This window comes from Streptomyces sp. Mut1 (genome assembly GCF_030719295.1).
GTDB classification, from domain to species: domain Bacteria; phylum Actinomycetota; class Actinomycetes; order Streptomycetales; family Streptomycetaceae; genus Streptomyces; species Streptomyces castrisilvae.
Window position 1 is genome coordinate 53,475 of sequence record NZ_CP120997.1, and the last position, 22,926, is coordinate 76,400.

A 22,926-nucleotide genomic window follows, 5' to 3' on the forward strand; every position below is an offset into this window, starting at 1 on the left:
GGAGGTGCGGGGGTGGAGATGCCGGGTGCTCGTTCAGGGCGCGGCCGGGACCGCTGGTGGTGCGGCCGCGCTCTTCCTGCGGGCTCTGGCCGTGGCCATCTGCCGGCCGATGCGCGGTGCGAGGACCGAGATGACAAGCAGGACGCCGGTGACGAGGATCTGGGACTGGGCGGAGACGTTGAGGAGGCTCATCACGTTCTGCAGTGTGCCGAGCAGGAACACTCCGGCGATCGCGCCGCCGAGGGTTCCCTTGCCGCCGTCGAAGTCGATGCCGCCGAGCAGGACGGCCGCGATGACGGACAGCTCCAGGCCGGTGGCGTTGTCGTAGCGGGCGCTGGCGTAGTGCAGGGTCCAGAAGACGCCGGTGAGCGCGGACAGCGCGCCCGTCGTCACGAACATGGAGAGCTTGAGGCGCTTGACGCGGATGCCGGAGAAGCGGGCGGCCTCCTCTCCGGCCCCGATGGCGAACAGGGAGCGGCCCAGGCGGCTGCCATGCAGTACGACGACCGCGATGGCGAACAGGATCACCAGGGGCAGCGCGGCGTACGGGATGAATGTGTCGCCGAACCGGCCGGCTCCGAAGTCGAGGTACTGGCCGGGGAAGTCGGTGACGGAGTCGGAGCCGAGGACGATCTGGGCGATGCCCCGGTAGGCGGCCATGGTGCCGATGGTGACGGCGAGGGAGGGCAGTCCCAGGCGGGTCACGAGCAGTCCGTTGACGAGGCCGCAGACGAGGCCGAGCAGCAGGCACAGCGGGATGATCGTCTCGATGGCCATGCCGTTGTTCCAGAGCGAGCCCATCACCGCGCTGGAGAGGCCGACGGTGGAGCCCACGGAGAGGTCGACCTCGCCGGAGACGACGAGCATCGTCATGGGCAGGGCGATGAGGGCGATCGGCAGGGTGTTGCCGATGAGGAACGAGACGTTGAGCGCGTTGCCGAAGTTGTCGACGAACGAGAACGAGCAGAGCAGCAGGACGATCAGCAGGGCTCCGACCGTGGTGTCCCAGCGCACGGATCCGCTGAGGCGGGTGGCGAGGGAGGTGTGGGTGGGCTCAGGCATGGCGGGCGCTCCTCATCCGTGCGGCCTGCTTGCGGAGGACTGCGGCGACGCGCAGGGCGAGGATCCGGTCGACGGCGATGGCGAGGAGCAGCAGGATTCCGTTGATGGCGGTGACCCAGACGGAGCTGACGCCGATGGCCGGCAGGACGCTGTTGATGGAGGTCAGCAGCAGGGCGCCGAGGGCTGCTCCGTAGACGGTGCCGGAGCCGCCGGTGAAGGCGACGCCTCCGACCACGACGGCGCTGACGACCGTGAGTTCGTAGCCGCTGCCGGTGGCGGAGTCGACGTTGCCGAAGCGGGCCAGGTAGAGCGCGCCGGCGAGTCCGGCCAGGGCACCGCACAGGACGTAGGCGGTCATGACGCGTTTGCGGACCCGGATGCCGGCGAGGACGGCGGCTTCGGGGCTGGAGCCGAGGGCGTACAGGTCGCGTCCGGTGCGGTAGTGGCGCAGGTAGAAGCCGACGCAGAGGAGTACGGCGAGGGCGAGGAGCGCCAGGTAGGGGACGATCCACAGGCCGTCGTGTCCGAAGTCGACGAAGGTGGCCGGCAGGTCGGCGGCGACGATCTGGTGGGAGCCGACCCAGATGGAGTCGATGCCCCTGACCACGTAGAGGGTTCCGAGGGTGACGACGAGGGCGGGTACTTTGCCGAGGCTGACGAGGGCGCCGTTGAGGACCCCGAAGACGGCTCCGACGGCGACCGCGTAGAGGACGGCGACGAGTGGGCTGCCGCCGCTCTGGAGGTAGTCGCCCGCGGCGAACGCGGAGATCCCGAGGACGGAGCCGACCGAGAGGTCGACGTTTCGGGTGATGACGACGACGGCTTGGCCGGTCGCGACGAGGACGAGGATGGTGGCGTTGAGGAGGAGGTCCTTGACGCCCTGTTCGGAGAGGAACTCGGTGTTGGTCAGCTGGGTGACGGCGAGCATCACCACGAGGACGCCGACGACGGCGACCTCGCGGGCCTTGAACACGTGGTCGATGAGGCGCCTGCCGGCTTCGCCCTCGGGAGCGGGTCCACGGTCCGCCGGCTGCGTGGTGACGGTCATACCGCTTTCCCTCCGGGGGCTGTGCGGCCGGTGGCCGCGGCCATCACGCTCTCCTCGTTCGCCTGGGCCCGCGGCAGCTCCGCGGTGAGCCGGCCCTCGTACATCACGAGCACCCGGTCGGCCATGCCGAGGATCTCCGGGAGGTCGGAGGAGATCATCAGGACGGCGACGCCGTCGGCGGCGAGCGCGGACAGGAGGCGGTGTACCTCGGCCTTCGTCCCGACGTCGATGCCCCGGGTCGGCTCGTCGACGATCAGCACCTGTGGGGCGGTGGCGAGCCACTTCGCCAGGACCACCTTCTGCTGGTTCCCGCCGGAGAGTGTGCCGACGACGTCGCCGAGCCCGGCGTACTTGACCTGGAGCCTGACCGACCAGTCGAGGGCGCGGCTGCGTTCGGCCCCGCGGTTCATGAGGCCGGCCCGGCTGGTGTCGGCGAAGCCGGTGAGGCCGATGTTCCGTTCGATGGACATGTCCATCACCAGGCCCTGGGCGCGCCGGTCCTCGGGGACGAGGGCGAGGCCGGCGCGCATGGCGAGGCTCGGTGCGCCCGGTTCGAGTGTGCGCCCGAGCACTTCGACCTCGCCGCCGTCGAACCGGTCGACGCCGAAGACGGCGCGGGCGACTTCGCTGCGGCCGGCTCCGACGAGGCCGGCGAGACCGACGATCTCGCCGCGCCGCACTTCGAAGGAGATGTCGGTGAAGACGCCTTCGCGGGTCAGCCTGCGGACGCTGAGCGCGACCTCGCCGGTTTCGGCTTCCTGTTTCGGGTACAGCTCGTCCAGGTCGCGGCCGACCATGCGTCGCACGAGGTCGTCCTCGGTCAGGCCGTCGAGCGGTTCGCTCGCCACCCGGGCGCCGTCGCGCAGGGTCGTGACGTGCCGGCACAGCCCGAAGATCTCCTCCAGGCGGTGCGAGATGAACAGCACGGCCGCGCCTTGTTCGCGCAGTGTCTCCACGACGCCGAAGAGGCGGGCGACCTCGCTGCCGGTGAGGGCGGCTGTTGGCTCGTCCATGATCAGGACGCGGGCCTCGAACGACAGGGCCTTGGCGATCTCGACCAGTTGCTGGTCGGCGATGGACAGGCCGCGGGCGGGCCGGTCCGGGTCGAGGTCGACGCCGAGGCGGTGGAACAGGGCGGTGGTGGCGTCCTTGACCGCGCGGTGATCGACCCGGCCGAACGAGCGCCGTGGCTGCCGGCCCATGAAGATGTTCTCGGCGATCGACAGGTCGGGGAAGAGGGTCGGTTCCTGGTAGATGACGGCGACGCCCGCGTCCCGGGCGTCGGCCGGCCCGTGGAACTCCACCGGAGCGCCGTCGAGCAGGACCGATCCGCTGTCGGGGCGGTGCACCCCGGTCAGGGTTTTGATCAGGGTCGACTTTCCCGCGCCGTTCTCACCCGCGAGGGCATGCGCCTCACCGGCGTACAGCCGCAGGGACACCTCGCGCAGGGCGCGCACGGCGCCGAAGGACTTGCTCACCCCCTCCAGCGCGAGCACCGGAATCCGCTCCGGTTCTGGATGCGTCATTGCGTGTCTCCGTGAGTAGTGCAGGCAGTGGCTCGGAAAGCTGCTCGGGGGACGTCTCGGGGAATGTGCGCCCGCCACCCGTCGGGATGAATTGTTTCAACGAGGTTGCCCGGAAATTAGCCTCGCCCGATCCGCGGGTCAAGAGGTCGGGCGGAATCCGGCGCGGCCGGCGGGCGTCCTTGGCCTCTATCCACCTCTTTGCCCACCGTCCAGCGGTTGATGCGGTGTGCCGGGAACGCGGCGCCCAGTGGCTGGACTCCCCGATTTCCGGGGCAGCTTGAGTGTCCGGCCCTCTTGACGGCCTCCGGCTGTGGGGGCTAGTTTCACCGACGAAGTGAATCGATTCACCCTCGCTGCCCACGCAGCCCGCCCGGGGCGACCCGTACTTCCAGAGGTGAACATGCCTGACATCGCCGCCGTGAAGGCCGCACTCGCCGGCCAGCGGATCGAGACCCCGTCCTGGGGCTACGGAAATTCCGGAACCCGGTTCAAGGTCTTCGCGCAGGCCGGGGTGCCGCGCACCGCGCGGGAGAAGCTGGACGACGCGGCGAAGGTCCACGAGTTCACCGGCATCGCTCCCAAGGTGTCCCTGCACATCCCGTGGGACACGGTCGACGACTACGCGGCGCTCGCGGCGCACGCCGCGCGGCGTGGCCTGGAGCTGGGCGCGATCAACTCCAACACCTTCCAGGACGACGCCTACAAGCTGGGCAGCGTCTGCCACCCGGATCCCCGGGTGCGGCGCAAGGCCGTGCGGCACCTGCTGGAGTGCGTCGACGTCATGGACGAGACGGGGTCGAAGGACCTGAAGCTCTGGCTCGCCGACGGGACGAACTATCCGGGGCAGGACGACATCGTGGCCCGTCAGGACCGTCTCGCGGAGTCCCTCGCTGCCGTGTACGAGCGGCTCGGCGACGACCAGCGGCTGCTTCTGGAGTACAAGTTCTTCGAGCCGGCCTTCTACACGACGGACGTGCCGGACTGGGGCACGTCCTACCTGCAGTGCGTGAAGCTGGGCGAGAGGGCCCAGGTCGTGGTGGACACCGGGCACCACGCCCCCGGCACCAACATCGAGTTCATCGTCGCGCTGCTGCTGCGCGAGGGGAAGCTCGGTGGCTTCGACTTCAACTCCCGCTTCTACGCCGACGACGATCTGATGGTGGGTTCCGCCGACCCGTTCCAGCTGTTCCGCATCCTTCACGAGGTCGCGCAGAACGGCGGCTTCGCCCCGGAGACGAACGTGGCGTTCATGCTCGACCAGTGCCACAACATCGAGGCGAAGATCCCGGCGGTCATCCGCTCCGTGATGAACGTCCAGGAGGCCACCGCCAAGGCGCTCCTGGTCGACCGCGAGGCGCTTGCCGCCGCGCAGCGCACGGGTGACGTGCTGGCGGCGAACGCCGTGCTGATGGACGCGTACAACACCGACGTACGTCCGCTGCTCGCGGAATGGCGCGAGGAGCGGGGGCTCGCCCCTGACCCGGTCGCCGCCTACGCGGCCTCCGGCTGGCAGCAGCGCATCGAGGCCGAGCGGGTGGGCGGCGAGCAGGCCGGATGGGGTGCCTGAGCCTCGGCCGGATCCCGACGCGCGTCTTCGGGATCCGGAGCCCGGTGTGCCTTCGCGATGGCGTTTCCGACTCCGTATCCCGACGCCGTATCCCCACGCCGCTTCGCACTGTCGTTCCCTTGCGCATCTCACCGAAGGACTGATCGACCGATGGCCATCCATCCCGAAGTCGCCGCGCTGCTCTCCCGGTCGAACCGGCTCGGCGCCGATCCCCGCAACACGAACTACGCCGGAGGCAACACGTCCGCCAAGGGCACCACGACCGACCCCGTCACCGGCGGCGATGTCCGGCTCATGTGGGTGAAGGGTTCCGGCGGCGACCTCGGCACGCTCACCGAGGACGGCCTTGCCGTCCTGCGCCTGGACCGGCTGCGCGCACTCGCCGGCGTCTACCCGGGTGTGGAGCGCGAGGACGAGATGGTCGCCGCCTTCGACTACTGCCTGCACGGCAAGGGGGGCGCCGCGCCTTCGATCGACACCGCGATGCACGGTCTCCTCGACGCCCCTCACGTCGACCATCTCCACCCGGACTCCGGTATCGCGCTGGCCTGCTCCGCGGACGGCGAGAAGCTGACCGCCGAATGCTTCGGGGAGCGGGTCGTCTGGGTTCCGTGGCGCCGCCCCGGCTTCCAGCTCGGCCTGGACATCGCCGCCGTCAAGGACGCCAACCCCGAAGCGGTCGGCTGCGTACTCGGCGGCCACGGCATCACCGCGTGGGGCGACACCGCCGAGGCGTGCGAGGCCAACTCCCTGTACATCATCCGCACCGCCGAGGAGTTCCTCGCGCGCCGGGGCAGGGCGGAGCCGTTCGGTGCGGCCGTCGCGGCGAACGCGCCCCTGGACACGGCCGCGCGGCGCGAGCGCGCCGCCCTCCTCGCGCCCCTCGTGCGGGGTCTCGCCTCCACCGACCGCCCGCAGGTCGGCCACTTCGACGACTCCCCCGCGGTGCTCGACTTCCTGGCGGGGGCGGAGCACCCTCGGCTCGCCGCGCTCGGCACCTCGTGCCCCGACCACTTCCTGCGGACCAAGGTCCGCCCGATGGTTCTCGATCTGCCGCCGACCGCCGGCCCCGACGCCGTCGAGGCCCGGCTGCGGGAGCTGCACACGGAGTACCGGGCGCAGTACGCGGCCTACTACGAGCGGCACGCGACGCCCGGCTCGCCCGCGATGCGGGGCGCCGATCCGGCGATCGTCCTCGTCCCCGGCATCGGGATGTTCTCGTTCGGCAAGGACAAGCAGACCGCCCGGGTGGCCGGCGAGTTCTACCTCAACGCCATCAACGTGATGCGCGGCGCCGAGTCCGTCTCCAGCTACGCGCCCATCGAGGAGCCGGAGAAGTTCCGCATCGAGTACTGGTCCCTGGAGGAGGCCAAGCTGCGGCGGTTGCCGAAGCCCAAGCCGCTCGCCGCCCGGGTGGCTCTGGTGACGGGTGCGGGCAGCGGCATCGGCAAGGCCATCGCGCACCGCTTGGTCGCGGAGGGGGCGTGCGTCGTCGTCGCGGACCTCGACGCCGGGAGCGCCGCGGTGGTGGCCGATGAGCTGGGCGGCCCGGACAGGGCCGTCGCGGTGTGCGTGGACGTCACGTCCGAGGAGCAGATCGCGGCGGCGTTCCGGAGCGCGGCGCTCGCCTTCGGGGGCGTCGACCTGGTCGTCAACAACGCCGGTATCTCCATCTCCAAGCCACTTCTGGAGACCACTGCGAAGGACTGGGATCTGCAGCACGACATCATGGCCCGGGGCTCCTTCCTCGTCTCCCGCGAGGCGGCCTGGCTCATGCGCGCCCAGGGCATGGGCGGGGACATCGTCTACATCACCTCCAAGAACGCGGTGTTCGCGGGTCCCAACAACATCGCCTACTCGGCGACCAAGGCCGACCAGGCCCATCAGGTGCGCCTGCTGGCGGCCGAGCTGGGTGGCGACGGCATCCGGGTCAACGGTGTCAACCCGGACGGCGTCGTGCGCGGCTCCGGCATCTTCGCGGGTGGCTGGGGGGCGCAGCGGGCCGCGACGTACGGCATCGAGGAGGACAAGCTCGGCGAGTTCTACGCCCAGCGCACCCTCCTGAAGCGGGAGGTTCTGCCGGAGCACGTCGCCAACGCCGTGTTCGCTCTGACCGGCGGGGATCTGACCCACACGACGGGGCTGCACATCCCGGTCGACGCAGGCGTCGCCCATGCCTTCCTGCGCTGACTCGTGACGGGCGGGTGCGGGGCGTATCGCCGTGACTCGCACCCGCCGTCCGCCCTCCCCTTCGTTCCCGGAGCCCGTATGCCCAACCACACCTTCGCCGCCGCCGACCTGGGTGCCACGAGTGGCCGGGTCATCGTGGGCCGTGTCGGCCACGGCGTTCTCGACATCAGCGAGGTCCACCGCTTCCCCAACACCCCGGTCCTCCTGCCGGACGGCCTGCGCTGGAACGTACTGGCTCTGTACCAGGGCATCCTCGACGGGCTGCGGGCGAGCGATCAGGTCGATTCGGTGGGCATCGACACCTGGGCGGTCGACTACGGTCTGCTGGACGCCGACGGCGCCTTGGCCGGGCAGCCGTTCCACTACCGGGACAGCCGCACCGACGGTGTCGCCGCCCGCGAGGTGTGGCCGCGTGTCCCGGCTGCGGAGATGTACCGGATCACCGGCCTCCAGCACCTGCCCTTCAACACCGTCCATCAGTTGGCGGCCGGTGCCGGAAGCGCTCAACTGGGTTCGGCGCGGAGACTGTTGCTGATGCCGGACCTGTTCACCTACTGGCTCACGGGTTCTGTCGGCGCGGAGGAGACGAACGCTTCGACCACCGGCCTGTTCGACGCTCACACCGGCACGTGGTCCGGGACCGTCATCGACCGGTTGGGAATCGATGCCGGCCTCCTGCCTCCGCTCCGCGCGCCGGGCGACCCGGCCGGGACCCTGCTCCCCCACGTCGCCGCCCATACCGGGCAGTCCCCCGGGACCCCGGTGACGACGGTCGCCTCGCACGACACGGCGTCGGCGGTCGTCGCCGTGCCCGCGACCGGCCGGGACTTCGCCTACATCTCGTGCGGGACGTGGTCGCTGGCCGGTCTCGAACTCGACGCGCCCGTCGTGACGGAGGCCTCCCGGGAGGCGAACTTCACGAACGAGCGCGGGGTGGACGGCACCATCCGCTACCTGCGCAACATCATGGGGATGTGGCTGCTGGAGGAGTGCCGCCGCGCCTGGTCGCGGCAAGGGCTGCCGGCGGGTCTCCCCCGCCTCCTCGCCGACGCCGCGCGGGCGCGGCCGTTCGCCTCTCTCGTGGACGCCGACTCGCCCGAGTTCCTGGCCCCGGGCGACATGCCGGAACGCGTCCGCGCGTACTGCCGGCGCACCGGCCAGCCCGTGCCGCACGGGCAGGGCGAACTCGTGCGGTGCATCCTCGAATCGTTGGCGCTGGCCCACCGCGGGACGTTGCGGCGGGCCGCCGAGCTCGCCGGCCGGGACATCACCCACATCCACATGGTCGGCGGCGGCTCGCGGAACGAGCTGCTGTGCCAGTTCACCGCCGATGCCACCGGGCTTCCCGTCGTCGCGGGGCCGGCCGAGGCCACCGCCCTCGGCAACATCCTCGTACAGGCACGCGCCCAGGGACTGGTCGGCGACCTCCCCGCCATGCGGCGCCTCCTCACCGCCACCCAGAAGCTCCGCCGCTACACGCCAGGCGCGGAGCGGGCGGCGTGGGCGGCGGCTGCTTCCAGGATGGCCGTCGTCCGGGGCAGCGGGCAACCTGGTCGCACGGCTGTGGAATGACAGGGCGGACCCTCAACGACAGGGCTGAACACCGGCCGGGACGCCTTGCCCGGGCTCGCGGTCCATCAGGCGACTGCCCCATTCGCGTTCCGGATCAGCTGCTGGAGCACCTTCACCGCGGTGACGTAGTCCGTGTCGTCGATGCCCTCATGGAGGGCGGCGCGGATCGCGGGGGCGTTGCGGGCCAGATCGACGCGGGCCTGTTCCCCTTCCGAGGTGAGCCACAGCCGGTCCTCGGCGTCCCGGGTCAGCCAGCCGCGTTCAAGGAGCCCCTCCGCCTCCGCCGCCAGGTCGTCCTCGGGACGGATGTAGGAGGTCATTGCCTTCCGCAGCTCGGGCAGGGTCATCCCTTCACCGTCGGGCGAGATGTCGTTCGCCGACAGATTGCGCAGCAGCCAGAACTGGGGCTGGGTGTAACCCTTTTCGGCCTGCCGGGCGCGGGTGTACGCGATGAGCGCCTCGTAGGCGACACCGGTCCAGTACGCGGCGGGCTGTCCGGCGAGTTCGGCGTCGGAGACCTGCTGTGCCGTCATGGGATTTCCTCTCCATGCACTTCTCTGTGGAGCCCGCACACCGTGCAGGTCATGGGCAGACCGTATGACCTCAAGTACGGTTGAGGACAAGCGTGAAGAGCTCAAAGATCCTGCGCGACCGCGGAGCTACGGCAGCGCCGCTCGGGGCCGGTCGGGGATGCGGGGTGCCGCCGTACCCCGCATCCCGGATCACGCCCGTACGGCCCGGTCGATTCTGTCGGGCCCGGTGCTTGCAGAGACTCACTGCCCTGGACTCAAGTCACAAGGCCAGCAGTCCCGCCGTCGTCTCTCCGAAACCGCAGGCGTCGAAGTAGAACGGTCTCAAGTGCTCTTCGAAGTCGACGTGCAGCCATTCGCACCCCGCGGCTCGGCATTGCTCAGCAGCCACCCCGAGCAGCGCGGCTCCCACTCCGTTCGAACGGTTTCGCCCGGCTACGACCGTGTCCAGAGCGAACGCGTGGACGCCGCCGTCCCAGGCGATGTTGACGAAGCCGACCAGGCGGTGATCCTCCCAGGCGCAGACCCAACCGAGGCTGTGACGCTGAAGCCTTGCACGCCAGTCCGTCTGCCCGGCCGGGCCACCGAACCCTTCGGCGTGCAGTTGGTTGAGAGCTGTGTTGTCGACGTCGCCGCGCCACTCATAGGTGATCGTCATGATCCGAATCCAGTGATCACAGAGCCGTTCCAGGGCTGTCCGAACGGGCACGAAGCCGGGGTGAGGTCAGTTCCAAGGCTCTGTTGTCACACCCGGCGCCCATGTGGTCGAGCCAGCGTTCGTACCAGTCGAGGAAGTCGGTGGCGGAGGAAACGTCAGGGCCCCAGAACCCGTCCCCGTTGCCGGTCAGGACGCGGCCGCTGAGGGGGCCCGTCACCGCGATGACGCAGACGTCGGTGCAGCCCATCTCGATGATGTGGAGGAAGAGGTCGCCTTCATGTGCCGCCCGTCCTGCGTGTTCGAAGCCGCGAGGTGCTCCTGGTTCCCCGCGGGGGTTCATGACCAGCAGGGAACACCGCTCCAGCGGCAGGAGGCCGTAGAACGGCGCTGCTCCTGAGCCGCCGATGTGTGTGAGGAACTGCCGATAGGCGTCGGGCAGGACGATGCCGTGCCCGGTCTCGAACGCGGCGAGGCGCGCTTCGGCCGGCCTCGGACCGAGACTGAACGTGTGTCGCTCCTCTCCGAAGGAGTGGCTGCGCCGGGGATGGTACGGGATCGCGGCCAGCTTGCGTCGCAGGCGGGGTATGCGGGGATCCATGGTGCGTCTTCTCTCGTCTCCGTCCACCCTACGGGTGGCCGTGGTCGGCCCGCCGGAACCGTTCTCCGTAGGAGAGTCAGGAGCGTGCAGTCGGTCCGGGCGGGGGCGGCCTCGCGGCTCTCCGGCGCTCGGCTGTCCGCCCGGTGGGCCCCTGACGGTCGTCATGTCAGTGGGCTCTGACAGCATCACGGCCGTGACCGACTTTGATGACCTCGTGCAACGCGTCGCCCGGCGGGCCGCATCGGACAGCAAGAGCCTTCCCGGGCCTGTCGGCGGGGCCCAGATCGCGGAGGCCGAGGAGCAGTTGGGCTGCGCGCTGCATCCTCTGCTTGCGCGCCTGTATCGCGAGGTTGCCGATGGCGGGTTCGGTCCTGACTATCGGTTGCTGCCGCTGCTCGGGCCGGGCAGTGTCGTCGGCGAATATCTGACGCGGCGTGAGGAGTCCGCCGGGGCGGAGCACCCGGTGTGGCCCGCAGGCGTTGTACCCATCCTGACCTGGGGCTGTGCGATGTACGCAGGCGTCGACTGTCTCAGCGGAGAGGGGCAGGTCCTGCTCTTCGAGCCGAACGCGTACAGCGGCGGATCGTGGGAGCGGTGTTGGTTCCTCGACTCCCCCGGCCTCGCGGCGTGGCTGGAGACGTGGCTCGCGGGGACGGGCTGGTTCGAGGAGGACGCCTACGACGGGGACGACACCGTCGAACCCCAGCCGTGGGACCCGGCCGCGAGCCGGCTGTCGTCCGGCGCGTAGCGGAGCGGCGTCCCCGGTCCGCCCCGGGGGGCGGACGCGCCGCTCGCCTCGGCCCGGCCTTCCTCGACCACTGCCCGGGACGCGCCCTCCACCGCCATCGTCGTCAGTGGATGACGCCCGAAGCGGTGAGGCAGCTGCGGCCCGCCGCCGCCATGCGGGCCTGGAACGGGCGCAGGGCCGGCAGGCCCGGTACCGGGGGGAGGGTCTTGAGCCAGGTGAACCAGCCCGTGAAGGCGGCGAGCAGCACCGCGGCGGCATCGTGCTCGTCCTTGCGCAGCAGCCCGGAACCGGCGGACAGGACGTCCTCGGGGCGGCAGCCGCCCGCTTCCACGGCGCCCAGCAGCAGGTAGACGAGGTCGAAGACGGTGGCGCCCCGGCAGGCGTAGGCCCAGTCGACCAGCACCACACTCCCCTCGGAGCTTCCCGTGACGGCGGAGGGCCGGTCCTCGGCCTCCGTCAGCAGCACGTTGTCGGCCCGGAGGTCCGCGTGCAGCAGGCCGTGGCCTCTCGCGGCGTCCTCCCAGCTCTCCTCCAGGCGGATCAGGCGGTCGAGGTGGCGGCGCAGCCACGGGTCCTCGGCCACGAAGCCGGGTGTGCCGGTGGGGCGGTGCGTTCCGGCGACGGCCTCCGCCGCGGCCAGACTGCGCCAGCCCGTCAGCTCTTCGCGGAACAGCTCGTCCACGCCGGGCAGCGGGGAGTCCGGGTCCGGGGCGGTCAGGCCGCGTACGGTGTCGAGCACCGCCAGCAGGTGTGCGCGCTTCCACGGCAGCGGCGGAACAGCGCCGTGGACGGGGGCGAAGGCCAGCACCGACCAGTCCTCGTAGTCGAAGGACCACATGAGGGTGGGTGCGGGCAGGCCCTGGGGAAGGCCGGCGTGGAGTGCGGCTTCGCGCCGGTAGAGCTCCGGGCTGTAGCTGTTCTGTTCGGCGGACACCGCCTTGACGAAGGCCGAGCGCCCGTCCGCGCCGGTGAGCACCGAGGCCATGCCGGGCGAGAACCCGCCGACGGCCGGTGCCTCGTGCACGATCTCGGACCCTATCCGCCCGGCCACGCGCCTGCGGATCGCGTCGGGAAGGCTGTCCCACACCAGGCGGGTCATCGCGTCCCTCCCGTACCGGTCGCCGCTCCCGTGCGGGCGCTTTCCAGCAGGATTCGTTCCGTCGTCATGTCGATCTCTCCGCCGCCGAGGAACTGCTCCGGGTCCGGCGCCGCCTCGTCCAGCCAGTCGGCGACCGAGCCCACGGTCTCGTCCAGGGACCGCTTCGCCGCGGGGCGTTCGCCGGCGGGCACCCGGGAGAACCAGGCCGTGCCGGTGCCGGTGGGCGCCCACATCGGCAGGCCGGTGTGGGGCGCCACCCCGGCGGCGACGAGGCTGTCCTCGGGCACCCAGACGGGCCGGCCGGGCCCGCGGCGGGCGCACGCCCGCGCGAGTGCGCCCCAGGTGCTCTGCGGCCCGACCGCGTTGAACACCCCGGTCGTGCCGTCCTCCACCAGGTCCGTCGTCCACTCCGCGAGGTCCCGCACGTCCAGCACCTGGAACGGGTCGTCCGGCGTTCCCGGGAGCGCGACGTCGCCGCCCCGCGTGAAACGCCAGGGCCAGTAGGGGAAGCGGCCCGCGAAGCGGTCGTAGTGCAGATGTGTGGGCGAGGGACGGGCCGGGTTCCCGTAGCGGCGTCTGCTGGACACGTCGTGCGGACCGGCCACCAGGCCCGGCCGCACCACCAGGCTGCGTCCGCTCCCCCGCGCGGCGGTGAGGGCCGCCTCGCACCCCGCCTTGAGCTCCCCGTACGAGGCCCCGTCCAGAAGGCCGGTCCGCCGGGCGGGCACCGTGGGGGCGGTCACGGGTGTGGGGGCGCCGAAATCCCGGTACACGGAGATCGTGGAGATCAACGCATAGACGCCGCAGTCCAGTTCCCGGGCGCTGCGCTCGACCTGGGCGGGCTGGTAGGCGCAGGTGTCGACGACCGTGTCCCACCGGGTGGAGCGCACCGCGTCGAAGCCGTCGGCCCGGTCGCCGCGCAGCCAGGTCACGCCGGGCGGCAGGGGGCCGGTGCTGAGGCCCCGGTTCAGTACGGTGACCCGGTGTCCGCGCCTCACCGCCTCCTGGACGAGGTGGCGGCCGATGAAGACACCGCCGCCGATGACGAGAATGGCCATGCCCATCAGACCCGGGCCTCCAGCAGGGAACGGCCCCGGAGCACGCCCTCGGGGTAGAGGTGGACGCCGTAGCGCGCCAGGCGGGAGAGGTTCTCCCTGATCGCCGCCGCGCCTCCCGCGGGGTCCGGGTGGTCGACGGGAGCCATGCCGATGCGCTCCACGCTCTTCTCGATGGCCAGGTTCTCCGGCGTGCCCAGGTGGGGTACCAGCCAGTGTTCGAAGTCGGCCTGCCACAGCATGAGTACGGCACCGTCGTTCTTCCGGCGGACGTCCGTCAGCGTGCGGTGGTTCAGGCTCCTCGCCTCGTGTACGTCCATGCCGATGTGCGACCAGGAGTAGTCGGGGTCGTGTGGGTCGTGGACCTCGATCCGGAGCCGTTCGCGGTCCTGCCACAGCGGCATCGTCTCGTCCGAGATGCTGAACACGCTGAGCATGAAGTGGCCCCGGTACTCCTCGGTGAGGAACGCGTGGGTCTGGGCGTAGTCGTCGGGGGTCTCCCCCGGGTATCCCGCCATGAAGGAGCAGCGGTAGCCGAGTCCGCCGGAGCTGAGGAGGCGGAAGGCCTGGAGGTTCTGCTTCCGGTTGACCTTCTTGTCCATGTGCTTCAGGGTGTTGTCGCTCATCGACTCGAAGCCGAGCGACAGGAAGCGGCAGTGTGCGGCGGCGAGCTGGTCGACGAGTTCGGGGGTCTTGATGACGTTGGCCCTGCTGTAGCCCTCCCACTCGACGCCGAGCCCCGGCAGCAGTCTCAGCAGTTCCCGCAGCCGGGTGGGCGGCACGGTGAAGGTGGAGTCCATGGCCTTGATGAAGCCGGCCCCGCACTGTTCGGCGTAGGCCGCCCAGTCGTCGTGGATCTTCTGTGCGGACTTGTAGCGCCACTTGGGGCTGGCGGCGGGGAACGAGCAGAACTTGCAGGTGAAGGGGCAGCCCCGCATGGACTCGTACGGGATGACGGGGAACCGTCCGCGCGGCATCGGTGAGGGGTGCGCGTCCAGGTCGATGTACTCGAACCCGGTGGCGTACCAGCCGGGGCGGCCCGGTTCCGCGCCGCGGATGCCGGGGTCGGGGCGCAGGACCAGGTTGGGGATGCCGTCCAGGGGTGCGCGGGCGGCCAGTGCGTGGAGCAGGGCCGGCAGGGCCTCCTCCGAGTCGCCGCGCACGATGATGTCGACCGTGGGGAAGTCCCGCATCACGGAGGCGTACTTGAGGTTGCTGTACTGGCCGCCGAGGAGGAGCGGTACGCCGGGGAAGTGGCGTCCGATCCAGCCGACGGCGGTCCGCAGCGCGGCGTTGTTCCAGATGTAGCTGGTGGAGAGCAGGACGGCCTCGTAGTCGCCTCCCGGCGGCTGGGGGTCGTCCTGGTCCCACAGGTTGAGGGTGTCGAAGTGGTCGTAGTCGGCGCCGGCCTGTTCCAGGATGCGTTCGAGGGTGAAGGTGGTCAGATGCGGCACGGTGGTCCGCCGGGGGCGGAGCAGCGGGTAGTCCACGCCGCCGTGGCGGAATCCCAGGCGGCTGAGCCGGAGGCCGGCGAGTTCGGTGCCGCGGAGGTAGTCCGCGGCGTTCGCGTCGCCGTTCTCCCGGTCGAGCAGGGTGCCGTTCAGGTAGGTGGAGTTCTTGAAGGTGGGCCCGAGTCCGGCCACCAGAAGTACCCGCATGGTCATTCCTCCGGCTCGCGGGTCACGGGTTGACCTGTTGTCCGTTGATGCGCAGGAGCAGCGGGAGGTCGCGGATGTCGTCGTGGCGCAGTGCCCAGAGCAGGAACCGTTCGACTCCGAGGCCGAAGCCGGAGGTGCGCAGGGGGCGCAGTTCCCGCATCCGCAGGTACCAGGCGTACTCGGACTCCTCGACCTGGTGGAGGCGCAGGGCCTCGCGCACGGCGTCGGCGGTGGCGTGGCGTTCGCCGCAGCCGACGGTCTCACCGATGCCGAAGAGGAGGTCGCCGTTGCGTGCCGCGCCGGGGTCGTCCTGAGCGGTCGCCTGGTAGAAGGGGACGGAGAGCAGGTCGTGGTGGGTGACCCAGGTGAACTCGCCGAGCCGGGCCATGATCTCGCGTTCGCCCGCGTGGGTGAGACATCGGCTGCCGGGTGCCACCTCGGTCACGTACCTCGGGTCGTCCCCGAGGAGCTTGACGGCGTCACGGAAGGTGAGGGAGGTGAAGACGTCGTCCTCGGCCAGGGCGGTGAGGTGGCCGGTGCCGCCCGCGGCGTCGCGGACGGTGTCGGGGCAGTGCTCGAGGAGCGCGCGGGCCAGGTGGCGCAGGTAGTCCTGGACCACGGTCTTGACGTCGTCCAGGTCGCCGACGATCTCGGCCTCGCTGTGGAAGAACTGGCAGAGGTGGCGTTCGTCCATCGCTTCGCCGCGGAACGAGGGCATCACGTAGTAGCAGCCGCCCTCGGCGAGGCGGCAGCCGTACTCCAGCAGGAACTGCATGGAGTCGGCCAGGTAGGTGGGGACGCCCTCGACGGAGACCTTGACGGGGCTGGAGTCGCTGCCGAGGCCCATGGGGCTGGAGACGGATCCGGTGGTGATCGGGAGGTACATCGCGCGCACGCCGCGCTGCCGCCAGAAGTCGACGGTCGCGAAGTGGAAGACGTCGGTCAGTTCGACGACGGCGCGGTACCAGGGGTGTTTCAGTACCTCTTCGAAGTGTGTGTCCGGGATCCGCCATGAGTGCGGGGGTGACACGGCCAGCTGGGACGACGCGATCGTCTCGGTCACGAGAGTCTCCCGGATCGGTGCGGAGTGCCGGACAGCCGGCGGCGGAACCCCTTCAGCGCGGCGCCGATCCTCTGCTCCGTTTCGGCGGGCAGCACGAAGAGGGGCAGGGCGAACCAGGCGAAGTGCCAGAAGGAGATGTTCATGGTGGCTTTGATCGAGGTGTGGAAGCCGAGCGACAGCAGGCCGAAGACCTGCTTGTGCCGCCAGCCGGCCAGGAGGCCGGGCAGGAAGGCCAGTTCGAAGCCGACGGCGGCGGTGCCGGCGGCGGCCAGCAGCCGCAGGTCCTGCCGGCTGAGGCGTTTGCCGAGCGGGGTCCCCAGCTCGGCGAGGCTGCCGCGCAGCGTGCGCCCGTCCATCCATTTCACTCCGGTGACGCGCAGCTTGGAGATGCCTGACTGGAGGTAGACCAGGGCGTAGTAGGACTGCATGGCGGCGAGCGCGGCGGAGGCCAGCCGGTCCGGTGGGGTGCGTCCGTGGGTGGCGTCGGGTCCGGCCGCCTCGGCTTCCACCAGGCAGAGCAGCAGGAGGAAGGTGTTCAGGTGTGAGGTGTAGCTGTACAGGTCCTGGTGCATGGCCACCTGGTGCCTCTGCAGGGCGAGGAAGCTCAGGTTGGCCGTGATCTTGACTTCGGGGCGGTCGTTGCCCAGGGCCCAGGCGGCGGCGGACACGAGGGCCACGCCGCGTACCGCTTCGTACTGGGCGGGGCTCAGCTGGAAGCCGGAGGGCTCCTGTCCGGCGCTTTCGAGGAGTTCCCGCTGCTCCGCGACGACCGTGCCGGACGGCATGTGCCAGACGGTGCGCAGGATCGCGGCGCCGGTGGTGTACCGGGCCAGCCGGAGCCGCTGTACGGCGTCGGGCTGGTCCCGCCAGATCCTGCTGAATCCGCCGGTGATGGTCTCGGTGATGCTGGTCATGGTCGCGGGCCTCACACGAACAGGGCGGGTTCGCTGTCCGCGCGCAGCCGCCGGTAGGCGTAGTTGGTGCAGCGCAGGTACTTCATGTTCTCGTTGAAGGTGCGGAAGATGTGCAGCAGCCGGGTGTACAGCGCTTCCTGTGCCTCTTCGGACCAGTCGGCGGCGCGTGATCCGGTCATGCGGCGGGCGTAGGCCTCGACGTCGGCGTCGTCGACGCTCCCCGCCTCGGTGTCCTCCCGCCAGTACGGCTGGAGCAGGTCGGTGCGGTAGAGGTCGGTCCAGTATTCGCGGCTGTACTGCGGCACCGGCACCTCGATGATCTCCGAGACCCGGTCCAGCAGCCCGGCGGGCGGTTCCTGGGCGTAGTACAGCTGCGTGTCGCCGATGAGGCCGAACTGTTTGGTGACCCGGATCATCTCGGCGACGGCCTGGTCGTGGCCGCGTACGAAGGCGAGGGCTCCGCCGGAGAACACCACGTCGAAGGTTTCGTCGGCGAAGGTGAGCCGGCGCATGTCCTGGCACTCGTGGCTGACCAGATCGTGCAGGTCCTCCTCCTTGGCCCGCAGCCGGGCCGCTTCCGCCATCGCCGGGGAGATGTCCACCCCGACGACCTCGACGCCGGTGCGGCGTGCCATCTCACGGCTGAGGAAGCCGGCGTTGCAGCCGGCGTGCAGGGCGCGGAGCCCGGGTCTCAGGTGCAGGTTCTGCGCGAGGGTGCGTACGGTCGCCAGACCGCCCGGTGGCAGGTTGGACTCGCCGAGCATCGCGAGGAGCTCCACGTACGGGGTCTGCCGAACCCGTTCGGCGGTCGGGGTCATCGGGTGCCTCCTGCGGCGCGGGTTGCAAGGTCAGGGACGGGGGTGGCCGGAGGCGGCCGGGGTGGCGGCGGGTTCGAGGAGCCGCCACAGGTCCTGGTCTCCGGCTCGGGCGAACGCGCCCTCTGGGTCGTACCGGTGCATCAGCTCGACGCTCGTCACCTGGGACCGGTCGGTGGGGTCGCAGCGGGTGAAGTCGACTTCCACCAGGTGGAGTTCGACGCCCACGAAGCGCTGGCCCGCCGGGGGCCGGAAGGAACCGCGGATCTCGTCCCAGTCACGCCACGGTCGCGTGTTGAGGCGGTGCAGTGCCTTGCGGCAGAAGTCGTCCCGGACGTGTGGGTCCTCGCAGGTGATGAAGACGCGCTCGATGACGGAGATGACGCGGAAGAACTCGAGGGGGAGCAGTGCCCAGGGGTCGGCCGGGCCGACCAGGTGGCCGCGGTCCGTGATCAGCACCACCCGGGCCTGCTGGAAGCAGTCCGTCAGGTAGTAGTTGAACATGTTGTACGCGCAGAACGGCCAGGCATTGCGGTCCTTGAAGGTCTGCCGGATCTGAACACCCAGATATGCGGCACTCACCGCCACGAGAGCGGTCCAGGCACCCCTCTGCGAGACCGTTTTCCTGACCAATTCGGCACAACTCCTCGAACTCGCACGAAAACCGGCCGGGCGGCGGGAAGACGGGACGGGTCTTCCGGTGAGAACGGTGATAAATGAATCCGGCATTCGCGGTGAACGCCGTTGCGCCGATTATGCCGAGCGCGTCACGAGCCGGTCCAGGCATGCCGAGTGCGCCGGTACGCCACGTCCGGACGACGCCACGCACCCGGGGCAGTCCACATTCCGAGACGCCTTTGAGCTCTTCCTCTCCCGCGGTGAACAGCCCTACGCTGCACGCGCGAACAGCGCGGTACGCCCGACCGTTTCGCCTGAATTACGTGCGACAACCTGCCGGGGGATGACTCATGGAATATTCCGTACGGAACGCGGAAACAGGCACCGAGTGCTTCACCGCGAATTTTCTGGAAGTGCTGACGAGAAGGGGGCTTCGGCTCACTCCTCCGTGCCCCGTTTCGGCCGGCGACCGGACCGTCAGCTTTGTCAATGCCACGCTCACGCCGTTCAAGGACGCCCTCGGGGCCGGGGAGGATCTGGGTTCCCTGTGCCATGTCCAGCCGTGTGTGCGCGCCCACGGCCACGAGCCGTGGCTCTACACCTTCGACATGGTCGGCGCGCTCGGTGACGACGCCGACCGTGCGGCGGTGATCGGGCACACGGTCGAGGCGCTGCTCGCGGCCGCGCCGTGGATAGCCCCGGAGGAACTGGCGGCCCTCGCCGACCCCGCCGACACCGGTCTTCACCGGTTGCTGCGGGACGCCGGGGTCCGGCTGTGGGAGGTTTCGGACCGGCCCGATCTGACGTGCTGGCAGTACGGTGACGGCTATCCGCTGGAGGGGCGTGGCTGCACCCTGGTGGCGCCGGTGCGGGGCCGGCCGCGCTGCTCCGCGGAGTGCGGGCCGGGCTGCGACTGCGGGCGTGTGCAGGAGATCGGCAACATCATCCTGGTCAGGGGTGCCCGGCGGTCCTATGTGGAGACCGCGTTCGGGGTCGAGTCGGTACGTGCTCTCGCGCACGGCGGTGATCTGTACGCGCTGCCCGAGCTGGCCCGGGAGTGTGCGCGGCTGGTGGCCCTCGGGTATTCCGACGCCCGTGCGCGCCAGGTCGTCAACCTGCGGCGGGTGCTGGAGCGGCTGCACCGGGACGGTGCCCGGCCGTCGGGCCGCGGGCCGGGGCATGTCATGCGGGACATGGTCAAGAGCGCCTTCGACCTGGTCACCGGGGGCGGGGGCGACTGGGGCGCGGGCGTGGAGCGCTGTTCGCTCGGTCCGGTGGTCACCGGACTGCTCCGGGACGAGGGGCTGCGGCGGGAGACCTCGCGTGAGCGGTCGGTGCGGTCGGCCGCGCGCCTGGTGCGGCGTCGCGCCGGGAGCGGGCGGCCGGTCGGCCGGGACGAACTGCGGGGGACGTTCGGGCTCAGCGCCGAGGACGCGCAGGAGGTGCTGGCGGCCGCCTCACCGGCGGCGGAGTGAGCCGCCGGCCGGCCCGGGATGTCGCCGGGCCGGCCGGATTACGGGCACGGTTCAGCCGAGCAGCTCCAGGAAGCGGCGGTTCAGGGCGTCGCCGTCGGCGCCGGAGACCGCGCCCTGGGCGATGCGGTCGTTGCCGCCGCCGTTGCCGCCGAACCCCGCGAGCAGTTCCTTCAGCAGCTTCGACGCGCTGCGGCCGCTGTCACCGGGCACGGCGAGCACCACGTTGAGCCGGGTCTCCCCGCCGTATCCCAGGGTCGCCCGGCTCTCCTGCTCCGTCACCCGCTGTACGGCTGTGCGCAGGCCGGCGACGTCCTGGGGGCCGGACACGACGGCCGCCTTCACCCCGCTGCCCGACTCGCTGCGCGTCACTTCGGCGTGTGCGTCTCCCCCGCCCCGGACCTTCTTCGCTGCGGCCTGCTTCACCACACGCTCGGCCGCGGTGACGACCTCGGCGGGGCTGCTGTGCAGGAGGCGGGCCACGGCGGCCAGTTCGGTGCCCTGGCTCAGCGAGTAGCGCGCGGCTTCCCCGCGGGTGACGGCGGTGATGCGGCGTACGCCCGAGGCGACGCTCTGTTCGGCGGTGATGCGGAACGAGCCGATGAAGGACGTGTGCGGGACGTGGGTTCCGCCGCACAGCTCCTTCGAGGCGTCGCCGAAGCTCACCACCCGGACCTCGTCGGCGTAGGTCTCGCCGTCCAGGGAGAGGGCTCCGGCGCTCTTCGCGGTCTCGGGGCTGGTGACCTCGACGCGCCGTTCCTCGTCGCGCAGGATCCACTCGCCGACCAGAGCCTCGACGGCGGCGAGTTCCTGGGCGGTCATCGGCTTGGGGTGGGTGAAGTCGAAGCGCAGCCGCCGGGGGTCGACCAGCGATCCCGCCTGGCGCACATGGTCGCCCAGGACGGTCCGCAGCGCGGCGTTGAGGAGGTGGGTGCCGCTGTGGTTGGCCATGGTGTCGCGACGGCTCTCCCGGTCCACCTCCAGGCGCAGCGAGGCGCCGGCGCGCAGCTCGCCCGTGCTGACCCTGACCCGGTGCAGGTGGTGTCCGCTGCTGTGCCGGACGGTGTCGAGGATCTCGCCGCGCAGTCCGTCGTCGCCGGTGAGGACGCCGTGGTCGCCGACCTGCCCGCCGCCCTCGGCGTAGAAGGGGCTGCGGTCCACGATGAGGTCGGCCTCGCCGCCCTCGCCGACCGCTTCGGCCAGGGCTCCTTCCTCGAAGAGGCCCACGACCCGTGCTTCGGCCTCCGTCCGCTCGTAGCCGACGAACTCGGTGACGGGCACGCCGGACAGGGAGGCCGGCAGCACGTCGTCCACGCGGAGGCGGCGGTCGGTGCGTTCGCCGCCGCGGCTGAGCCTCTGGTGGCGCTCGTACTCGGCCGCGTACTCCTCCATGGAGACGGCGGCGCCGCGCTCGGCGACGAGGTCGCGGGTGATCTCCACGGGCAGGCCGTAGGTCGAGAAGAGGCGGAAGGCGTCGGCGCCGGAGACCGTGCCGCCGCTCTCGATGAGCGTGGAGACGCGGTCCAGTCCGCGTCGGACCGCTGTGCCGAACTCCCGGCACTCGGCGTCGAGCGCCGCCAGGACGGCGTCCTTGCGGCCGAGGAGGCCCGGGTGGTGGTCCTTGAGGGTGTCCACGATGGTGTCGGCCAGCGGCTGGAACTGGAAGCTGTCCGCGCCCTGGCGCAGGGCGACCGTCATGGATTTGCGGATGAGCCGGCGGGGGATGTAGCCGGCGCCCTCGTTGCTGGGCAGCACGCCGTCGGCGAGGATCTTGACCGCGGCGCGCATGTGGTCGGCGATGACGAGATGGCGGGTCTCGGGGGTGCCGGACTCGCCGAGGATCTCCTGCGCGACGTTCACCACGGGGCTGAGCAGGTCGGACTGGTAGACGCTGTCCAGGCCGTTGAGTGCCAGGCAGATGCGTTCCAGGCCGGAGCCGGTGTCGACGCTGGTGAAGGGCAGCGGACGGATCGTTCCGTCGAGGCCCTTGTCGAACTGCATGAAGACGCCGGCGTTCCAGATCTCGATGTAGCGGCGCGTGGTGTCGAACTCTCCGCCGGGTACGTAGGCCGGGCCGTAGGCGTCACCGGTGTCGAGGAAGACCTCGGTGCAGGGTCCGCAGGGGCCGGAACTGCCGGCGGGGCCCCAGAAGTTGTCCGCGGCGGGCTGCGGCACGATGCGGTCGCGGGACATTCCGACCCGTTCCCAGGCGCGGGCGGACTCCTCGTCGGCGGGGAGTCCCAGTTCCTTGTCGCCCTCGAACACCGTGACGTAGAGCTGCTCCGGCTTGAGCCCGAACCCCTCGGTCAGCAGGGCGAAGGCAAGCTCCACCGCGCGTTCCTTGAAGTAGTTCCCGATCGACCAGCTGCCCATCATCTCGAAGAAGGTGAGGTGGTGGCGGTCCCCCACGTCGTCGATGTCCTTGGTGCGGATGCAGGACTGGATGTTGCAGAGGTCTTTGGCCGGCGGTGTCTCCGCACCCGTGAAATACCGCTTGAGCGGCGCCATGCCCGAGTTGACGTACAGGAGCGTGGGGTCGTTCCGGGGCCGGACCGAGGCCCCGTCGATGCGGAGATGTCCATTGCGTTCGAAGAACGACAGGAAGGTCTCACGGATGGACTCGCTGGAGACGTGCATGGGGTCCTCAGGCTCTCGGTGTGCGGGGAGGAGACGCAGGGGTCGGGGACGGGTCAGTCTATGACGGCACCGCCCTGCGGATGTGACCGGTTTCGC

19 protein-coding genes are annotated in these 22,926 nt (G+C 70.6%); 5 read left to right on the top strand and 14 right to left on the bottom strand.

Annotated elements, in window-relative coordinates:
• Nucleotides 1–33: 33 nt before the first annotated feature.
• The 3 genes from P8A18_RS00255 to P8A18_RS00265 are packed head-to-tail and all read right to left on the bottom strand — an operon-like array spanning nucleotide 34 to nucleotide 3,636.
• Nucleotides 34–1,062, bottom strand: a complete 1,029-nt coding sequence (locus tag P8A18_RS00255) for an ABC transporter permease (RefSeq protein ID WP_306050536.1) — start codon at nucleotides 1,060–1,062, stop codon at nucleotides 34–36.
• Nucleotides 1,055–2,110, bottom strand: a complete 1,056-nt coding sequence (locus P8A18_RS00260; RefSeq protein ID WP_306050540.1) for an ABC transporter permease — start codon at nucleotides 2,108–2,110, stop codon at nucleotides 1,055–1,057. Before P8A18_RS00260 ends, P8A18_RS00255 begins: the two co-directional genes overlap by 8 nt.
• Nucleotides 2,107–3,636: a sugar ABC transporter ATP-binding protein gene (locus P8A18_RS00265; RefSeq protein ID WP_306050543.1), complete on the bottom strand. Its 1,530-nt coding sequence runs from the start codon at nucleotides 3,634–3,636 to the stop codon at nucleotides 2,107–2,109. The genes P8A18_RS00260 and P8A18_RS00265 overlap by 4 nt, the downstream gene beginning before the upstream one ends.
• A gap of 400 nt (nucleotides 3,637–4,036) precedes the next feature.
• On the opposite strand from P8A18_RS00265, the gene rhaI reads away from it, so the two are divergent.
• From rhaI to P8A18_RS00280, 3 genes are all read left to right on the top strand, one after another.
• Nucleotides 4,037–5,203, top strand: a complete 1,167-nt coding sequence (gene rhaI / locus P8A18_RS00270) for an L-rhamnose isomerase (RefSeq protein ID WP_306050546.1) — start codon at nucleotides 4,037–4,039, stop codon at nucleotides 5,201–5,203.
• Nucleotides 5,204–5,353: 150 nt separating this feature from the next.
• Nucleotides 5,354–7,393 (top strand): bifunctional aldolase/short-chain dehydrogenase, encoded by a 2,040-nt coding sequence (locus P8A18_RS00275; protein WP_306050549.1) that lies wholly within the window; start codon nucleotides 5,354–5,356, stop codon nucleotides 7,391–7,393.
• 78 nt (nucleotides 7,394–7,471) lie between these two features.
• Complete coding sequence (locus tag P8A18_RS00280; protein WP_306050551.1) at nucleotides 7,472–8,965, top strand: rhamnulokinase; 1,494 nt, start codon at nucleotides 7,472–7,474, stop codon at nucleotides 8,963–8,965.
• Nucleotides 8,966–9,030: 65 nt separating this feature from the next.
• On the opposite strand, the gene P8A18_RS00285 is transcribed toward P8A18_RS00280, so the two are convergent.
• The 3 genes from P8A18_RS00285 to P8A18_RS00295 all read right to left on the bottom strand — a co-directional run bounded on the left by P8A18_RS00285 (nucleotide 9,031) and on the right by P8A18_RS00295 (nucleotide 10,751).
• Nucleotides 9,031–9,498, bottom strand: a complete 468-nt coding sequence (locus P8A18_RS00285; protein ID WP_306050555.1) for a winged helix DNA-binding protein — start codon at nucleotides 9,496–9,498, stop codon at nucleotides 9,031–9,033.
• A gap of 259 nt (nucleotides 9,499–9,757) precedes the next feature.
• Nucleotides 9,758–10,153 (bottom strand): GNAT family N-acetyltransferase, encoded by a 396-nt coding sequence (locus P8A18_RS00290; protein ID WP_306050558.1) that lies wholly within the window; start codon nucleotides 10,151–10,153, stop codon nucleotides 9,758–9,760.
• Between the two features lie 16 nt (nucleotides 10,154–10,169).
• Nucleotides 10,170–10,751, bottom strand: a complete 582-nt coding sequence (locus P8A18_RS00295; protein WP_306050561.1) for an SMI1/KNR4 family protein — start codon at nucleotides 10,749–10,751, stop codon at nucleotides 10,170–10,172.
• 163 nt (nucleotides 10,752–10,914) lie between these two features.
• On the opposite strand from P8A18_RS00295, the gene P8A18_RS00300 reads away from it, so the two are divergent.
• Nucleotides 10,915–11,499: an SMI1/KNR4 family protein gene (locus tag P8A18_RS00300; protein WP_306050565.1), complete on the top strand. Its 585-nt coding sequence runs from the start codon at nucleotides 10,915–10,917 to the stop codon at nucleotides 11,497–11,499.
• Between the two features lie 103 nt (nucleotides 11,500–11,602).
• Here the strand turns inward: P8A18_RS00300 and P8A18_RS00305 are convergent, their stop codons facing one another.
• Genes P8A18_RS00305 through P8A18_RS00335 form a run of 7 tightly spaced genes read right to left on the bottom strand, consistent with a single transcriptional unit; the run spans nucleotide 11,603 to nucleotide 18,685 of the window.
• Nucleotides 11,603–12,598, bottom strand: coding sequence for a phosphotransferase (locus P8A18_RS00305; RefSeq protein ID WP_306050567.1), 996 nt, complete (start codon nucleotides 12,596–12,598; stop codon nucleotides 11,603–11,605).
• The gene (locus P8A18_RS00310; RefSeq protein WP_306050569.1) at nucleotides 12,595–13,662 is read right to left on the bottom strand and encodes an NAD-dependent epimerase/dehydratase family protein; all 1,068 of its coding nucleotides are present in this window, start codon (nucleotides 13,660–13,662) and stop codon (nucleotides 12,595–12,597) included. The genes P8A18_RS00305 and P8A18_RS00310 overlap by 4 nt, the downstream gene beginning before the upstream one ends.
• Nucleotides 13,662–15,311 carry a B12-binding domain-containing radical SAM protein gene (locus P8A18_RS00315; RefSeq protein ID WP_306050572.1) on the bottom strand — a complete coding sequence of 550 codons (1,650 nt, stop codon included), beginning with the start codon at nucleotides 15,309–15,311 and terminating at the stop codon, nucleotides 13,662–13,664. Before P8A18_RS00315 ends, P8A18_RS00310 begins: the two co-directional genes overlap by 1 nt.
• A 22-nt stretch (nucleotides 15,312–15,333) precedes the next feature.
• Nucleotides 15,334–16,374 (bottom strand): amino acid--tRNA ligase-related protein, encoded by a 1,041-nt coding sequence (locus P8A18_RS00320; RefSeq protein ID WP_018550853.1) that lies wholly within the window; start codon nucleotides 16,372–16,374, stop codon nucleotides 15,334–15,336.
• Nucleotides 16,371–17,288: an HTTM domain-containing protein gene (locus tag P8A18_RS00325; RefSeq protein ID WP_306050575.1), complete on the bottom strand. Its 918-nt coding sequence runs from the start codon at nucleotides 17,286–17,288 to the stop codon at nucleotides 16,371–16,373. The genes P8A18_RS00320 and P8A18_RS00325 overlap by 4 nt, the downstream gene beginning before the upstream one ends.
• 11 nt (nucleotides 17,289–17,299) lie before the next feature.
• Nucleotides 17,300–18,106, bottom strand: coding sequence for a class I SAM-dependent methyltransferase (locus P8A18_RS00330; protein WP_306050578.1), 807 nt, complete (start codon nucleotides 18,104–18,106; stop codon nucleotides 17,300–17,302).
• A gap of 30 nt (nucleotides 18,107–18,136) precedes the next feature.
• Nucleotides 18,137–18,685 carry a hypothetical protein gene (locus tag P8A18_RS00335; protein WP_306050582.1) on the bottom strand — a complete coding sequence of 183 codons (549 nt, stop codon included), beginning with the start codon at nucleotides 18,683–18,685 and terminating at the stop codon, nucleotides 18,137–18,139.
• A 602-nt stretch (nucleotides 18,686–19,287) separates the two neighbouring features.
• Here P8A18_RS00335 and P8A18_RS00340 point away from each other — a divergent pair.
• The gene (locus P8A18_RS00340) at nucleotides 19,288–20,196 is read left to right on the top strand and encodes a hypothetical protein (RefSeq protein WP_306050585.1); all 909 of its coding nucleotides are present in this window, start codon (nucleotides 19,288–19,290) and stop codon (nucleotides 20,194–20,196) included.
• A gap of 51 nt (nucleotides 20,197–20,247) precedes the next feature.
• Here the strand turns inward: P8A18_RS00340 and alaS are convergent, their stop codons facing one another.
• Entirely contained in the window at nucleotides 20,248–22,830 is a 2,583-nt protein-coding gene (gene alaS, locus P8A18_RS00345) for an alanine--tRNA ligase (protein ID WP_306050588.1), read from the bottom strand.
• Nucleotides 22,831–22,926: the final 96 nt, after the last annotated feature.

What these genes read in the sequence shown, in the direction of transcription:
- P8A18_RS00300 (WP_306050565.1), top strand. Translation starts at nt 10,915, where the DNA reads ATGTCAGTGGGCTCTGACAGCATCACGGCCGTGACCGACTTTGATGAC.
- P8A18_RS00330 (WP_306050578.1), bottom strand. Translation starts at nt 18,106, where the DNA reads ATGACCCCGACCGCCGAACGGGTTCGGCAGACCCCGTACGTGGAGCTC.
- P8A18_RS00290 (WP_306050558.1), bottom strand. Translation starts at nt 10,153, where the DNA reads ATGACGATCACCTATGAGTGGCGCGGCGACGTCGACAACACAGCTCTC.
- rhaI (WP_306050546.1), top strand. Translation starts at nt 4,037, where the DNA reads ATGCCTGACATCGCCGCCGTGAAGGCCGCACTCGCCGGCCAGCGGATC.
- P8A18_RS00260 (WP_306050540.1), bottom strand. Translation starts at nt 2,110, where the DNA reads ATGACCGTCACCACGCAGCCGGCGGACCGTGGACCCGCTCCCGAGGGC.
- P8A18_RS00310 (WP_306050569.1), bottom strand. Translation starts at nt 13,662, where the DNA reads ATGGGCATGGCCATTCTCGTCATCGGCGGCGGTGTCTTCATCGGCCGC.
- P8A18_RS00285 (WP_306050555.1), bottom strand. Translation starts at nt 9,498, where the DNA reads ATGACGGCACAGCAGGTCTCCGACGCCGAACTCGCCGGACAGCCCGCC.
- P8A18_RS00295 (WP_306050561.1), bottom strand. Translation starts at nt 10,751, where the DNA reads ATGGATCCCCGCATACCCCGCCTGCGACGCAAGCTGGCCGCGATCCCG.
- P8A18_RS00315 (WP_306050572.1), bottom strand. Translation starts at nt 15,311, where the DNA reads ATGCGGGTACTTCTGGTGGCCGGACTCGGGCCCACCTTCAAGAACTCC.
- P8A18_RS00265 (WP_306050543.1), bottom strand. Translation starts at nt 3,636, where the DNA reads ATGACGCATCCAGAACCGGAGCGGATTCCGGTGCTCGCGCTGGAGGGG.
- P8A18_RS00275 (WP_306050549.1), top strand. Translation starts at nt 5,354, where the DNA reads ATGGCCATCCATCCCGAAGTCGCCGCGCTGCTCTCCCGGTCGAACCGG.
- alaS (WP_306050588.1), bottom strand. Translation starts at nt 22,830, where the DNA reads ATGCACGTCTCCAGCGAGTCCATCCGTGAGACCTTCCTGTCGTTCTTC.
- P8A18_RS00325 (WP_306050575.1), bottom strand. Translation starts at nt 17,288, where the DNA reads ATGACCAGCATCACCGAGACCATCACCGGCGGATTCAGCAGGATCTGG.
- P8A18_RS00255 (WP_306050536.1), bottom strand. Translation starts at nt 1,062, where the DNA reads ATGCCTGAGCCCACCCACACCTCCCTCGCCACCCGCCTCAGCGGATCC.
- P8A18_RS00305 (WP_306050567.1), bottom strand. Translation starts at nt 12,598, where the DNA reads ATGACCCGCCTGGTGTGGGACAGCCTTCCCGACGCGATCCGCAGGCGC.
- P8A18_RS00280 (WP_306050551.1), top strand. Translation starts at nt 7,472, where the DNA reads ATGCCCAACCACACCTTCGCCGCCGCCGACCTGGGTGCCACGAGTGGC.